This window comes from Mesorhizobium sp. GW821-FHT07A06 (assembly GCF_059419085.1).
Window position 1 is genome coordinate 59,530 of sequence record NZ_JBWKRC010000019.1, and the last position, 14,747, is coordinate 74,276.

The 14,747-nt window shown below is 61.7% G+C and carries 12 protein-coding genes; 9 read left to right on the forward strand and 3 right to left on the reverse strand.

What is annotated here, in order from left to right:
• Positions 1 to 134: 134 nt before the first annotated feature.
• From AC07SZ_RS34345 to AC07SZ_RS34365, 5 genes are all read left to right on the forward strand, one after another.
• Positions 135 to 1,715 (forward strand): ABC transporter substrate-binding protein, encoded by a 1,581-nt coding sequence (locus AC07SZ_RS34345; protein ID WP_056570721.1) that lies wholly within the window; start codon positions 135 to 137, stop codon positions 1,713 to 1,715.
• Positions 1,716 to 1,790: 75 nt separating this feature from the next.
• A complete protein-coding gene (locus tag AC07SZ_RS34350) occupies positions 1,791 to 2,774 on the forward strand; it encodes an ABC transporter permease (RefSeq protein WP_494917746.1) in 984 nt (327 codons plus the stop codon).
• A complete protein-coding gene (locus tag AC07SZ_RS34355) occupies positions 2,771 to 3,670 on the forward strand; it encodes an ABC transporter permease (protein ID WP_494917747.1) in 900 nt (299 codons plus the stop codon). The genes AC07SZ_RS34350 and AC07SZ_RS34355 overlap by 4 nt, the downstream gene beginning before the upstream one ends.
• A gap of 7 nt (positions 3,671 to 3,677) precedes the next feature.
• Positions 3,678 to 5,315: an ABC transporter ATP-binding protein gene (locus AC07SZ_RS34360; RefSeq protein ID WP_494917748.1), complete on the forward strand. Its 1,638-nt coding sequence runs from the start codon at positions 3,678 to 3,680 to the stop codon at positions 5,313 to 5,315.
• Between the two features lie 56 nt (positions 5,316 to 5,371).
• On the forward strand, positions 5,372 to 5,617 hold the full coding sequence (locus tag AC07SZ_RS34365) for a Rid family hydrolase (protein WP_494917749.1): 246 nt from the start codon (positions 5,372 to 5,374) through the stop codon (positions 5,615 to 5,617).
• Between the two features lie 324 nt (positions 5,618 to 5,941).
• Here the strand turns inward: AC07SZ_RS34365 and AC07SZ_RS34370 are convergent, their stop codons facing one another.
• The 3 genes from AC07SZ_RS34370 to AC07SZ_RS34380 form a co-directional block, all read right to left on the reverse strand.
• Positions 5,942 to 6,895, reverse strand: coding sequence for an ABC transporter ATP-binding protein (locus AC07SZ_RS34370; RefSeq protein ID WP_494917750.1), 954 nt, complete (start codon positions 6,893 to 6,895; stop codon positions 5,942 to 5,944).
• Positions 6,892 to 7,818: an ABC transporter ATP-binding protein gene (locus AC07SZ_RS34375; protein WP_494917751.1), complete on the reverse strand. Its 927-nt coding sequence runs from the start codon at positions 7,816 to 7,818 to the stop codon at positions 6,892 to 6,894. Before AC07SZ_RS34375 ends, AC07SZ_RS34370 begins: the two co-directional genes overlap by 4 nt.
• Positions 7,819 to 8,058: 240 nt before the next feature.
• Entirely contained in the window at positions 8,059 to 9,024 is a 966-nt protein-coding gene (locus AC07SZ_RS34380) for a LysR substrate-binding domain-containing protein (protein ID WP_244494055.1), read from the reverse strand.
• 207 nt (positions 9,025 to 9,231) lie between these two features.
• On the opposite strand from AC07SZ_RS34380, the gene AC07SZ_RS34385 reads away from it, so the two are divergent.
• The 4 genes from AC07SZ_RS34385 to AC07SZ_RS34400 all read left to right on the forward strand — a co-directional run bounded on the left by AC07SZ_RS34385 (position 9,232) and on the right by AC07SZ_RS34400 (position 14,738).
• The gene (locus AC07SZ_RS34385) at positions 9,232 to 11,070 is read left to right on the forward strand and encodes an ABC transporter substrate-binding protein (RefSeq protein ID WP_494917752.1); all 1,839 of its coding nucleotides are present in this window, start codon (positions 9,232 to 9,234) and stop codon (positions 11,068 to 11,070) included.
• Between the two features lie 101 nt (positions 11,071 to 11,171).
• A complete protein-coding gene (locus AC07SZ_RS34390; RefSeq protein WP_245303348.1) occupies positions 11,172 to 12,179 on the forward strand; it encodes an ABC transporter permease in 1,008 nt (335 codons plus the stop codon).
• Positions 12,176 to 13,048: an ABC transporter permease gene (locus AC07SZ_RS34395; protein ID WP_494917753.1), complete on the forward strand. Its 873-nt coding sequence runs from the start codon at positions 12,176 to 12,178 to the stop codon at positions 13,046 to 13,048. Before AC07SZ_RS34390 ends, AC07SZ_RS34395 begins: the two co-directional genes overlap by 4 nt.
• A gap of 19 nt (positions 13,049 to 13,067) precedes the next feature.
• Positions 13,068 to 14,738 carry a serine hydrolase domain-containing protein gene (locus AC07SZ_RS34400; protein WP_494917754.1) on the forward strand — a complete coding sequence of 557 codons (1,671 nt, stop codon included), beginning with the start codon at positions 13,068 to 13,070 and terminating at the stop codon, positions 14,736 to 14,738.
• The last annotated feature ends 9 nt before the right edge of the window (positions 14,739 to 14,747 follow it).

Here is a 14,747-nt window from a genome sequence, read left to right on the forward strand (position 1 = left end):
TTGATTGATCGATCATATTTTTATTGACCAATCAGATTTCGGAATCGATATTGCCGGCCTAATGAAGGAGGCGCGGCCTGTTCTCGATCGAGCAGGCGCGGCGTTGAAAGAACTAAAAACAAAGGGGAAAGAACATGCAGGACAAGCAGGATCCGAGCCTCGCCGGAATCATGGCGACCCGTCGCCAGTTCATGGGCGCCGTTGGCATGCTGGCCTTGAGCGCGTCGCTCGTGGGTCAGACTTCCATGGCTCGCGCCGAGCCGAAGCAGGGCGGCTCGGTGAAGTTCGCCATCAACGACGGAACGCAGACCGATTCCTACGATCCGGCGACGTGGCAGAACTCCTATACGCAAGTGATTTTCGGCGGCACGCTTTGCAATGCGTTGACGGAACTGGATGTGGAGGGCGCCGCCGTACCTGACCTCGCGGAGAGCTTTGCCCCTTCGGACAATCTCAAGGTCTGGACCTACACGCTCAGGCCTGGCCTGAAATTCCACGACGGCACGCCGGTCACCCCCAATGATGTCATCCAGTCCTACCGCCATCACATGGGGCCGTCTTCGTCGTCGGCGGTGAAGGCGCTTGTCGATTCAATCGTGGACATCAAGGCCGATGGCGACCGGAAGGTCGTGTTCACGTTGAGCGGCGGAAACGCGGACTTTCCCTACCTAACGGCCGACGTCCATCTGGTGATCTTGCCCGCAAAGCCCGAAGGCGGAGTCGCGTGGGAGAAGGGCGTCGCGACCGGCCCGTACATGATCGACGACAACCAGCCGGGCATTTCGGTCCGCATGAAGCGTAATCCTGCCTATCACAAGCCCGGTCAGCCTTACTTTGACGCGATCGAATTCGTCAACATCATCGACGTGGCGGCTCGCACCAATGCCTTGCTGACCGGCGAGATCGACTACATGGTCGATGTCGACATAAAGACGCTCAAGATGCTCGAGCAGAATACGGATATCGAGATCACAAAGGTGAGCGGCCTTCGGCACTTCAGCTTCAGCATGAACACCAAGACCGCGCCATTCGACAATCCGGACGTGCGTCAGGCGTTGAAGCACGCCATTGATCGCAACGACGTCATCAACAAGGCCTTCCTTGGCAATGCCAAGGTCGCGAACGACAATCCGGCCGCTCCTCAGATCGTGTTCGCGGTCAATCCGGAGCCGATCCATGAATACGATGTCGCCAAGGCCAAGGAATATCTGGCGAAGGCGGGGCTGACCACATTGTCGGTGGACCTTTCCGTCGCCGAAACCGCTTTCCCGAACGCGATCGATGCCGCGCTGCTGTTCAAGGAGCATGCCGCCAAGGCCGGGATCGATATCAATGTCATCCGCGAGCCTGACGATGGCTATTGGGATAATGTCTGGCAGCACAAGCCCTTCGTGGGTGTCGACTGGCTGGGCAAGCCGACGCTGGATTCCCTGTTCACGACAACCTACGCGACCGGCGCGCCCTGGAACGATACAGCCTGGAGCAACGGACGCTTCGACGAACTCCTCGTTCAGGCGAGGGCGGAGTCGGACAAGACCAAGCGCCAGGCGATGTATAGCGAGATGCAACAGATCCTGCACGACGACGGTGGGGCTCTTGTCATCGCATATGCGCTTTTCATGGACGCGCTGTCCAAGAAGATCACCCACGGCAAGATCGGCAATATGCTCCAATGCGACAATTTCCGGATGGCGGAGCGTTGGTGGCTGGCGTGACCGGGAGGCCGACGCTTCTCACCTGACCGGATGGCTGGCGCCTGGTCGCCAGCCGCTTTTCGAAAGATTCGATTGTTGCAACGGCTGAACCTACCACCTTTGGCAAGAACGGCGTTTATCAGGATCGGATCGGGGTTCTTCACTCTGTTTCTCGTCTCCCTGATTATTTTCGCGGCGATCGCGGTTCTGCCCGGTGACTTTGCCAAGGTCGCCTTGGGCCGCTCGGCGACGCCGGAGACGGTGGCCAATTTCCAGAAATCGCTCGGCTTGGATCGCCCACTGCCGGAACGCTATGTGAGCTGGATCGGGAAGGCCCTCACCGGAGATCTGGGGATGTCGTTCTCCTCGGGCGCCGGAACGCCGCGCACGGTCGTCAGCATTGTCGGACCGCGTCTGAAGAATACGCTTTTCCTGGCGGCCATAACCGCGATCGCCTGTGTCCCGATCGCCTTGGCGCTCGGCATGATCGCCGCGATCCGCCGCAACAGCTGGCTGGATCACCTGCTCAACACGATCACGCTGATCGGAATATCGTTTCCCGAGTTTTTCGTCGCCTATGTGCTCATGCTTCTCTTCGCGGTGAAGCTGCCGATCTTCTATTCGCTGGCGCGCATAACGCCGAACATGACGGCATACGAGATTGCGCTACGTCTGGCCTTGCCAATCGCCACTCTCAGTCTGGGAATTATCGCCCACATGATGCGGATGACCCGGGCCGCGATCATAAACCTTCTTTCCGCACCGTATGTGGAAATGGCGAAGTTGAAGGGCGTCGCTACCCGTGACATCGTTCTTCGTCATGCGCTGCCCAATGCATGGGCGCCCATCGCGGCTGTCGTGGCGTTCAACCTGGCATATCTGATTGTCGGCGTGGTCGTGGTGGAAGTCGTGTTCGTTTATCCGGGCATCGGCCAGGCGATGGTGGACGCCGTGCGCTCGCGCGATATTCCGGTCGTGCAGGCCTGTGCCCTGATCTTCGCCACGGCCTATGTCCTTTTGAATCTGCTGGCCGACATAGTCGCGATCGCCACGAACCCCAGACTGGCCCATCCACGATGACCTTCCAAGCCAACCGGCAGAGCGGTGCCGACTCGTCGCCGATCCGGTATCGCCGGTCCCGCCTATCGTTCCGCAACGGCTTCCGGACGGCGCCTCTTTCGGCCCGTATCGGACTGGTCGTGATTGCGATCTATATCGCAATGGCGGTGTTCGCGCCCCTGCTGGCGCCTTTCGGCGAGGCCGACGTGGTTTCCAGTGAACCTTTCGCTCCATGGAGCATCATCCATCTGCTCGGTACCGATCAGATGGGCCGGGATGTGCTGAGCCGGCTGATCTACGGAGCGCGAAATTCCGTCGGCATCGCCTTCATCACGACGTCGCTCGCTTTTGTCGTGGGGGCTGGGCTTGGCATTTTCTCAGCCATCTCGTCGCCGTGGTGCGACAGCATCCTGTCGGTCGTTGCCGATACGCTGATGGCGATCCCGCAACTGATCTTCGCGCTCATATTGCTGGCTTTGTTCGGATCGTCCATCACCAGCATCGTGTTGATCATAGCCATGCTCAACGCCACTCAGATTTTCCGCTTGTCCCGCTTGCTCGCCCGCAACGTCGTGGTGATGGAATATATCGAGGCGGCCTATCTGCGCGCGGAAAGCACGTGGTGGATCGTCACCAAGGAAATCCTTCCCAACGTGCTTCCCACGCTCCTGGCAGAATTCGGATTGCGCTTCTGCTTCGTGTTTCTGACCATCTCGGCTCTTTCCTTCCTTGGTCTTGGCATTCAGCCGCCTTCCGCGGATTGGGGAACGATGGTGCGCGAAAGCGCGACCTTCATAAGCTACGGCAACGTCACCCCTCTGCTCCCGGCCGCGTCGATCGCGATCCTGACCGTGAGCATCAATTTCGTCATAGACTGGTTTCTGGATGTCACGAGCGGACTGCGCAATGATAGTTGAACCGTCATTGCCGCAAGGGTCTTCCGATACGATCCTGGACATCCGGGACCTTTGGGTTGAGGCCGACACCGACGGCGTCTGGCAACCGATCGTCAAAGGCATCAGCCTCTCCCTGCGGCGTGGGGAGGTTCTCGGCATCATCGGGGAGTCGGGGGCGGGCAAATCCACGCTCGGGCTGGCCGCGCTCGGCTTCACCCGCTCCGGATGTCGCATAGCCTCGGGAGAGGTTCTCTTCGGCGGACGTGACATGCTGGCTTTGGGCGAGGATGATCGGCGCAAGCTGCGCGGCACGCGGATCTCCTATGTCGCGCAAAGCGCCTCGGCTTCCTTCAATCCCGCGCACACATTGATGGATCAAGCCGTTGAAAGCGCAATGCGCGACGGCGTGACCTCACGCAAGGAGGCGGAGGCTCGGGCTTGCTCACTCTTTGCCGAGATGCAACTGCCTGATCCGAATACGATTGGTGATCGCTTCCCGCATCAGCTGTCCGGCGGACAATTGCAGCGCGCGATGACCGCAATGGCAATGATGTGCAAGCCCGATCTGATCGTGTTCGACGAGCCGACGACAGCGCTCGACGTGACCACGCAGGTCGAGGTGCTGGCTTCCATTCGCCGAATTGTCAGCGATCACAACACGGCCGCGCTTTACATTACCCACGACCTGGCCGTTGTCGCGCAAATGGCGCAGCGCATCATGGTCCTGCGCTATGGTGAACTGGTCGAGGAGCAGCAAACCGGACTGATGCTGGAAAGGCCCCAGCAGGAATACACTCGTTCCTTGTGGGCCGTGCGCTCTCTGGAAAAGGAAGCGGTCCCACCGACATCCGCGATCCTCCGGGTCGAGCATATCGTGGCCCGCTACGGGCAGGCCAAGGTCCTTGACGACGTCAGCCTGGTTTTGCCCAAAGGCCGTACGCTGGCCATCGTTGGCGAATCCGGATCGGGAAAGTCGACTCTTGCCCGTGTCATAGCAGGGCTGCTGCCGGCTGCGGGCGGGTCGGTCGAGCTGAACGGCCAGAAGCTCGCTCTCTCCTTCCGCAATCGCGACGTCGACCAGCTGCGGCGCATCCAGATGATCTACCAATCGGCCGACAACGCCCTCAATCCGCGCCAAACCGTCATGGACATCGTCGGCCGCCTGGTCACACTGCATACCGGCCAGAAGGGGCAGCAATGCGCGCGCCGGGTGACCCAGTTGCTGGAAACGGTCGAGTTGCCGCAAAGATGCCTCACCAGTTTCCCTTCGGAGCTGTCGGGCGGGCAGAAGCAGCGCGTCTCCATCGCCCGGGCGATCGCGGCCGATCCGGATGTGTTCATCTGCGACGAGATCACATCAGCGCTCGACCAGCTCGTCCAGGAGCAGATCCTCAAACTGTTGCTTCGGCTGCAGAAGGAGCTCGGCAAGTCCTATATCTTCATCACGCACGACATCGCCACGGTGAACGCGATAGCCGATGAGGTTGTGGTGATGCAGCGGGGGAAGATCGTGCAACAGGGACCCAGGAGAGGCGTCATGGAGGCGACGGATCATCCCTACACGAAAGCGCTGTTGTCCGCCGTCCCGCAGATGGATCCGCGCTGGCTGGACAATATCCTGGCCGCTGATCGCAGTGGTCGGGCTCGGGACCGCATCACCAACTGATTTCGATGCAATGCTGCGACGCATCCTACTTATCGCCAGCGTGACGCCGGCGCACGATGACGAAAATTGAAAGACACGAGAAGAACGAGCGGCTCAGCCTGATCGTCGTTCACAATGGGACGATCCATCTCTCGGGCCTCACCGCCGATGACAGGCAAGCCGATACAGCCGGCCAAACGCGACAGATACTGAAGAAGGCCGACGCCCTTCTGGGCAGGGTCGGTTCCGATCGATCGCAACTGCTGTTCGCGCAGATATGGCTGAAGGACGCCGGCGACTTCGACGCGATGAACAAGGCCTGAGTCGACTGGCTCGACGGCGCCGAACCGCCGGCGCGGGCCTCCGTCGGAGCAAGCTTCGCGCTGCCCGATATCCGCGTTGAGATACAGTTTACCGCGGCGAGCCGACAAGGGCGCTCTTCGGTCAAGTCAGGGATCAGCTCCGGTTTCTAGAGCTGTCGCCGCGCGCGCTCCACCTTGCCGCAGGTTTGACCTACCAGGAGATCGTCGACCTGGATCTCTATCATCACCCGATCCGCGCGGGATTCAAACGCCGCCGGTGGCGTCGAATGGGACAATGAGATGCAAGCACATTTCCCCGGTGCATTCGACCGGATGATGGTCCGATCAGGCCGGTGATGTCTCGCGCACGAAATGGGTAGGCGAAACGGCATTCATCGGCAGGCGGACCGGAACAAAATCAACGCCGCGTACCGCGCTGGGGATCTCATCCGACATCGGTTCGCGCCCAACCGTTCGTCGCGCCGGATCCGCTACGGGAACCGCCGAAAGCAGCTTGCGCGTATAAGGGTGTTGAGGATTGCCGAAGACCGATCGGCGGTCGCCGATCTCCACGATCTCGCCCAGGTACATGACGGCAACGCGATGCGCGATGCGCTCGACCACGGCCATGTCATGGCTGATGAACAGAATGGCGATGCCCATGTCGCGCTGCAGGTCCATCAACAGGTTGATGACCTGGGCTTGGATCGTGACGTCGAGCGAGGCGACCGCTTCATCCGCGATGAGGAGGCGGGGATCGAGCGCCAGAGCCCTGGCGATGCAGATGCGCTGCCGCTGACCGCCCGAGAAGGCGTGAGGGTAGCGTTCGAGATATTCCGGCGGCAGATGCACTTTTGCCAGCAGGTCCGCCGCCCGTTTCCGCAGCGCACTGCCGCGCGCGACGCGGTGGACGCGCATCGGGTCGGTCAGGGCCTGCCCGACCGTCATCCGCGGATTGAGCGAGGAGAACGGATCCTGGAAAACCATCTGCACCTCGCGCCGGAAGCCCGCGAGGGTTGCCCGTCCTGCGCCGATCATCTCCTTGCCGTCATAGCGAATGGCGCCGGACAAGGGCTTGTCCAATTGCATGATGCTGCGCGCCACGGTCGACTTGCCGCAGCCCGACTCCCCCACCAACGCCAGGGTCTCACCTGGGAAAATATCGAAGGAAACGCCCTCCACCGCATGAACCCGGCCGGCGACGCCGCCGAAGATACCGCCCCTCAGGTCGAAACGCGTAACAAGCTCGCGGACTTCGACCAGGGGCTTTCTGTCCGTTGCGAGCGGTGCGACGCTCATGCCGAGACCTCCGGCCGCGAGACTTCGGCATTGTATATGACGAGCGGGAATTTCTCGGGCCCATCCTTGTCGGCCATGCTGCCCAGCCTCGGCACCGCCGAGATCAGCGCGCGTGTATAGCGGTGTCGGGGGTCCACCAGAATCTGGTGCACCGAGCCTGACTCCACGATCTCGCCCTTCAGCATGACACAGACGCGATCGGCGATCTCCGCGACCACGCCCATGTCATGGGTGATGAAAAGAACGGACATGCCGATATCGCGCTGCAGTGCCCGGACAAGATCCAGAATCTGCGCCTGGATGGTGACGTCGAGCGCGGTGGTCGGCTCATCGAGGATCATCAAGGAGGGGCGGCAGGCCAAGGCAATGGCGATCATGACGCGCTGGCGCATGCCGCCGGACAGTTGATGCGGGTATTGGTCGAGCCTGAGGGCGGCGTCGGGCACGCGCACGAGCTTGAGCACATTCAGGGCGATGTCGCGCGCCTCGCGCGGCGACTTGCCCTGGTGTCTGGTGACCACCTCCGCAATCTGGTCGCCGACGGTGAACACCGGATTGAGGCTCGACATCGGGTCCTGGAACACGATCGAGAACTCAAAGCCGCGCAGCCCCTCCATGCGCTTTTCGGAAAGCTTTGCCAGGTCGGCCACGCCGCCGTCCTTGAGCCTCATCAGGATGCGGCCGCCCGTGATCCTGGCGCCGTCATATTCCGTCAGGCGCATTACGGTCATGGCCGTGACCGATTTGCCAGAACCCGACTCGCCCACCAATGCCACTGTCTCGCCGCGCTTGATCTGGAACGATACGCCCTGAACAGCCCGCACCGCTTTTGTCGCCGTCGACCCGAAGCAGACTTCAAGGTTCTCGACCGACAGGATCACGTCGTCGGGAAGGCTCGCGGTGGCGGCGGACTTGACGGTCAAAAGGCACTCCAGGCGCAATGGTCGCGACAACAGGCATCGAACGCAGTGAGCATGTGAGCTGTCAATAGGCCCCATCGCCAGATCGCCCGCAGGCCGTGCCGTGGAATGCCCCGGAATGCCTCGCCAGGCGGCATCCGCCCCACGATTGTCGGGCTTCCCGGTCGCTCCACCGAAGTTATGCAATCTCTGCATCGCCCTGTCGGATTTCGCATGAAGCGCGCGAATGGGCCTTCGGTCCGCTCAGCGCATGGTCAGTGTCGGATCAACCAGGTTGCGTCCGTGCGCCTGCTCCGCGGTTCGCGAGAGATATTTCCACAGCGCTTCGCCGTCCCGGCTGCGCGCGCCCACGCGGCGGAAAATCCTGATTTCGATCTCCAGGGACAACTGTTGTCCGCCAATCTGGATGAGCTCACCTTGGGCTATCGATTTCTGAACACAGATCTGCGGCAGCCAGGCCACGCCTTGCCCGGCGATCGCCATCTGCTTCAGGCCTTCGGCAAGCGAGGACTGGTAGACGATGCTGAGATTGAGAGGACGCCGCCAGCGCGACTGGATGAGCGAGATCAGCTTGCCGAGATAGCCGTCGCTCCAGGAATAGGCGAGGTAGGGAATCCTGGTGCCCTCCGGCACATCGACATCGAAGAGCGGCGCTCCCGTCTGGTCGACTCCAGACACCAGAACGAGGCGATCCCTGCCGATTTGCAGCGATTCGAACGGTCCGCCCTCAAGGACCGGCGGTCCGTCGGGGTGATCGTAGGTGATGGCGAAATCGCATTTGCCGGACGACAGGTGCTCGACGCATTCCAGGAAGTCGCCAGTGTGCATGCTGCTGCGGACCGGCGCATTCGGCAGTTCGGGCTGGCTGATCCACCTGGGAAAGAAATAGATGGCCAGCGTATGAAGCGCGGCGAAAGTGAGAAGCCGTGAGCTGGCGCCGGCGGCGTTGCGGCAGTCGGTCCGCAGGCGGTACATGTCGCGAAGCATTTCCTGGCAGCGCGGAACGAAAATGTTGCCCGCGCTGGTGAGGTGCACCGGATATGTACTGCGGTCGATAAGTTCGGCGCCGACCCAAGCCTCCAGGGCCTTGATGCGACGGCTGAAGGCCGGCTGCGAGATATTCCGGGACGCCGCGGCGGTCGAGAAATTCCGCGTCGCGGCGATCTCGAGGAAGTCTTCAAACCAAGCCAGCTCCACGGTCGACCTCATGCATTATTCGCATAACTGATCCTATCTACGCATTGGACAGTGGCGCAAGCCTCCTCCTAGCTTTCGCACGCAACGATAAAAAGACCTCGAGTCAATTGTGGGAACATACTCATGAAAATGAAACATGCCTTGGCATTAGCGTTCTGCATGGGCATAGGCGCTTTTGCGTCGCCCGCCGTGGCAGAAACCAAGAATCCCGGAACGTTTGTGTTTCTTTGGACCGACGATGTTCAGTCCTTTGATCCGGCCTACATTGCAAACACGCCGAGCTCCTACGGCGTGCTCAACGTCTACAGCCGCCTGTTGAATTACAACGGCTCCCAGATTTCCGAATTCGTGCCCTCATTGTCCTCGGAAGTGCCGAGCCTCGAAAACGGCCTGATCAAGCAGAACGCGGACGGTTCGGTCAGCTACACCTTCCCGATCCGGAAGGGCGTCCACGCCCACAAGGTCGGCATCAAGGGCGACGACGGCAAGATCACCTGGCAGTACTATGACGGGCTGAGCGACGAGCAGAAGGCCAAGATCGAGCCCGGCTATGGCGAGATCACGGCCGAGGACGTGCGTTACTCGCTGCTGCGCGCCATCCTGATGGGCCAGTCTTGGATGTCCAACGCCATCACCGAGGTGGTGACGGCGAGCAAGTACACCGACGTCGCCAAATGGGTCGAAGCCGAAGGCAAGGTGTCGGACATCAAGGATGCCAGCCCCGAAGCGCTACGCAAGGTATATGACGAACTCGCGTCGCAGATCACCGTCGAGGGCGACAATGTCACGCTGAAGCTGCCGAAGTCCTTCCCCGCCACGCTTGGCGTCCTGGCGCTGCCGTTCGGTGCCTCGATCGTCGACAAGGAATGGGTCGCCTCCGTCGGGGGATGGGATGGCGACGGGAATACCTGGAAGAAGTACTACCGTCCCGAACTCGGTGACGATCCGCTGTTCGCCCAGGAAAACGGGACCGGCCCGTTCATGCTCGACGAATGGGATCGCACCGATCGCCGCATCACGCTGAAGCGTTTCGACAATTACTTCATGGGCAAGGCCTCGCTCGAGCGGGTGGTCATGCGCACGGTTCCGGAATGGACCACGCGTCGCCTGCAGCTGCTCTCCGGCGATGCCGACTTCGTGACGACGCCAGTCGAGTTCCTGGACGAGCTCAGCAAGACGGACGGTGTCAAGGTCGTCGACGGCCTGCCCAAGGTGTTCAGCCGCGGCCTCTATTTCGCATGGCCGCTGGATGATACCGACAACCCCGCCATCGGCAGCGGCAAGCTGGACGGCAACGGCATCCCGCCGGACTTCTTCTCCGACATCGATGTTCGTCAGGGCTTCAACTACGCCCAAAATTACGATGCGCTGATAAAGCAGGCGCTGCTCGGCAAGACCGTGCAGGCGCGCGGTCCGACCGTTCGCGGCATCATGGGCTACCGCGCGGACTCGCCAATCTACAGCTACGATCCGAAAAAGGCCGCGGAGCACTTCAAGAAGGCCTTCGGCGGCAAGCTGTGGGACACCGGCTTCACCTTCACCGCCTATGTGCAGGAAGGAACGCCGCAAGGCACGGCCGCGCTTTCCGCGCTCCAGCAGGGACTGCAGCGGATCAACCCGAAGTTCAAGATGAAGATCCAGTCGCTGCCCTGGGCCTCCATTTCGGACAAGCTCAACAATCGTGAAAAACCCGCCTCGCCGCTCACCTACATGGGCTGGGGACCGGACTATTCCGACCCGGGTGGTCCGCTGGGTGCGGCGACCTACTATCTGTCCCCGACCGGTCTTGTCGGCGGCATGCTCGGCCAGGGCTACCGTGACCTGATGACGGAGAAGTTCAAGCCGCTTCTCGACCAGGCCTGGGCCTCGAGCGATCCCGCCGTGCGTGAGCCGATCTATGCCAAGCTGCAGGAAATGTCCTACGACTATGCCACCACGCAGTTCCTCTGGGAGGACTTCGGGTACATCGTCACCCGCAGCAACATCGACGGCTATGTGCACAACATGATCCTCTACGGCGCCTGGGATTTTTATCCCGTCACCAAGAAGGCCGACTAGAGAGCTTCGGGTTTCGCCGGGCGCCATCGTCGCCCGGCGAAACGGCTATTCCTCATGGTGCGGATGCTGATGTGCTGAACTACGCTTTGCGGCGGCTCCTGATGTTGCCCGTCGTTCTCTTCGCCCTGTCGCTGATGCTTTTCGCGCTGCAGATGTCGCTGTCGCCGACACAGCGCCTGGCGGCGTACGCGCCGTCCCCGGACTTCCTCAAGGGCGGCCAGGACAGCATTCGCAGGATGATCGAGCAGTATGGGCTGAACGATCCTTTCTACATTCAATACGGGCGCTGGATCGGCAACATCCTGACCGGCAATCTGGGCTGGTCCGAGACCGCGCGCCAGCCTGTTGCCCACGCGCTGGCTTCCCTGCTGCCGGCGACGCTGGAACTGGTCCTGCTGGCGTTCATTCCCGGCTTTCTGCTCGCCATCTACCTGGGCTCGCGGGCCGGCATCCATCTCAACCGTTGGCCGGACCATGTGATCCGCATCTTCACCATCCTGGGCTGGTCATTCCCGGTCTATGTCTTCGGACTGCTGATGCTGCTGATCTTCTACTCCGCGCTCGACTGGTTCCCGCCCGGGCGTCTCAGCCAGTGGGCCCAGGCTGCCGTCACCGCGCCCGGCTTCACCCGCTACACCGGCGCGAACACGATCGACGCGCTGCTCAACGGCAATCTGCCAATTTTCTGGGATTCGCTCAGGCATCTCGCTGCCCCCGTCATCACGCTGACCTACGTCAATCTTGCCAACATGACGCGTGTCATGCGCACGTCGATGCTGGAAACGCTGCGCCAGGACTATGTCCGCACGGCACGCGCAAAGGGCATGCCCCGGCGCGTGGTGGAGCTGCACCATGCCAGGCGCAACGCGCTGCTCCCGGTCACGACGATCGCCGGAATGGAACTCGCCGCCATGATGGGTGGCGTCGTCATCACCGAAACCATCTTCGACTATGCGGGCCTCGGCCAGTTCGCGGCCAAGACGGCCGCCAACCTGGATTTTCCGGCCGTGCTGGGCTTCGGGCTCTACTTCGCGGTCGTCCTCGTGGTGCTGAACCTGGCCGTCGACATGATCTATCCGCTGCTCGATCCGAGGGTAAAGACGCGATGAGAGCGTTTGGCTATCTGAAGCGTAATCCGATCTCGTTGATCGGGGTACTGCTGTTGCTGGCATTCGTGCTGATAGCGATTTTCGCGCCGGTGCTCGCACCGCCGCAGGAATTCCAGATGTCGGTATACGACACGCCGAGAGCGGGCTTCCTGGCAACGCCGCAACCACCGTCGCCCGAGGCGATCTTCGGAACGACCGAAGGCCAGTACGACATCTACTACGCCGTGATCTGGGGCACACGCACGGCATTCAAGATCGGCCTCGGCGTCGTCGCCATCTCGGTGCTGATCGGCACGATCATCGGATCGCTCGCGGCCTTTTACGGCGGCATCGTGGACGAAGTGCTGATGCGTATCGTCGACGTCTTCATGGCGGTTCCCTTCCTCATCGCCGCCATGGTGCTGACCGCCCTGCTCGGCAAGGGGCTCGGGCCGATAACCGTCGCGCTGACGACTTTCGGATGGATGGGTTATGCGCGCGTGGTGCGCAGTGAAATCCTGCGGATCCGCGAGATGGATTTCGTGAATGCGGCGAGAAGCTACGGCGCCGGCGACTTCAGGCTGATCGTGTTCCACATCCTGCCCAACGCGTTCTTCCCCGTGCTGGTTCTGGCTACCATGGCCACGGGTTCGATGGTGCTGACCGCGTCCGCCCTGAGCTTCCTCGGAGTGGGCACGGAGGAAGGCTACGCCGACTGGGGGCAGTTCATCGCCTATGCGCGCAACTGGATCGTCGGCCAGCCCGGCAATCCGTTCCAGTACTGGTACACGCTCGCCTTCCCCGGAGCCGCGATCTTCCTGTTCGTGCTGGCATGGAACCTCGTCGGCGACGCCCTGCGCGACATTCTCGATCCCCGCCATACAAACTGAAATCAGGGAGTATCCGCCCGTGTCTTCGCTATCCCCCCACGCCATCGAGCTTCTTGAAGACCTTATCCGCCACGAGGTGGAGGACAAGGCCATCCCGTCGATCTCCTATGCCCTGGTCGACCGGGACGGTCTCATGACGCACGGCCACATACAGCGGCACGATCGCCACTTCGACATGAAGGATGACACCTGTTTCCGCATCGGCTCGATCACGAAGACCTTCACATCGGTTGCCATCATGCAACTCGTGGAGAAGGGACTGGTCGACCTCGATGTCGATGTCTCGGAGTATCTGCCCGGTTTTCACCCGGTCAATCCGTTCGCCGGACGTGAAAGCGGACCTCACGGCTCGCATGTCAGCCTGGGCAAGCTCATGAGCCACACCGCCGGGATCGTGCGCGAACCCAAGAGCGGACACTATCTGGATTCACACAAGCCGCCGCTGGCCGACACTGTCGCCGAACTCGCCACATCCACGTTGAAGCAGGATCCCAGCGCCGGCATCATGCATTATTCCAATGCCGGCATTGCCGTGGTCGGCATGGTGATCGAGCGGGTGACGCGAAAGAGCTACTCCGACTACATCACCGAGAACATCCTGAAGCCGCTGGGCATGAACGACACGTCGTCGGGCATGGCTCCCGGCATCCGTGAAAGGCTGGCGCCGGCCGACATGTGGACGCTGGACGGGGACAGCCCCGCGCCGGTGTTCAATCTGGGCGGATCGCCCGCCGGCAACATCTTCTCCACCACTTCCGACATGGCCAACTATACGCGGTGCCTGCTGCGGGGCGGCTTCGCGCCCAACGGCGATTCCATCGTCAGCCCGGCGTCGCTGCGCAAGATGTGGACCCCGATCGGCAAACGCCCCGAAGGTCACAACAAGGACCTCAACGGGTATGGGCTGTGCTTCGGCGTCGGCGACATGGACGGGTGGACCTCCGTCGGCCATGGCGGCGCGGTCTATGGCTATGCGTCGCAGATGATGCTGCTGCCGAGGGCCGGCTTCGGCGTCCTGATCTTCGCCACGCTTGATTTCGCCAACCAGATTGCCTCACGGCTCGCGGGCGATGGCCTGCGCATCGCCCTTGCCGACAGCGGCATGGGACGCATGCCGCTTCGCGGCCAGACCCCGCCGCCCATCACCGAAGACCAGTTCGCAAGCCTGCCCGGGCTCTATCGTCATGAGGTGGGCGGCGAGGTCGTCGAGGTGAAGAACAAGGATGGCAAGCTCTATCTGATGGGGGAGGGCGTGCCGCTGCAGATCCGCCCGGTCTCGGGCAACGACTTCGTCATCGACGGACGCATCTACGGTCGCGGCGCCGACTACGCGCATATGAACCTCTCCTTCTCCAAGGCCAACCAGCTGACCTGGAAAGGGGCGAACTGGTCGCGTGTCGACAGTCTGCCTGTCGAGAAGGTGCCGCCGGAGATCGCGCCGCACCTGGGCGAGTACGGGCCGGATTTCAACATCACCTATCTGACCTACAGCCACGGCCAGCTGAAATGCCTGATCGAGTATTTCTGCACCCATACCTGCGAGCCGGTGGATGCCGGCCGGTTCCGCATGCACGGTCTGCTCTACGAGGAGGAGATTCTCGAGCTGGACGCCGTCGACGACAATGGACGCTGCGGCATTCGCGTCGGCCCCATGTTCCTGGAGCGACGGCGGGCCGAAATGGCAGCCTGAAGACGCCCG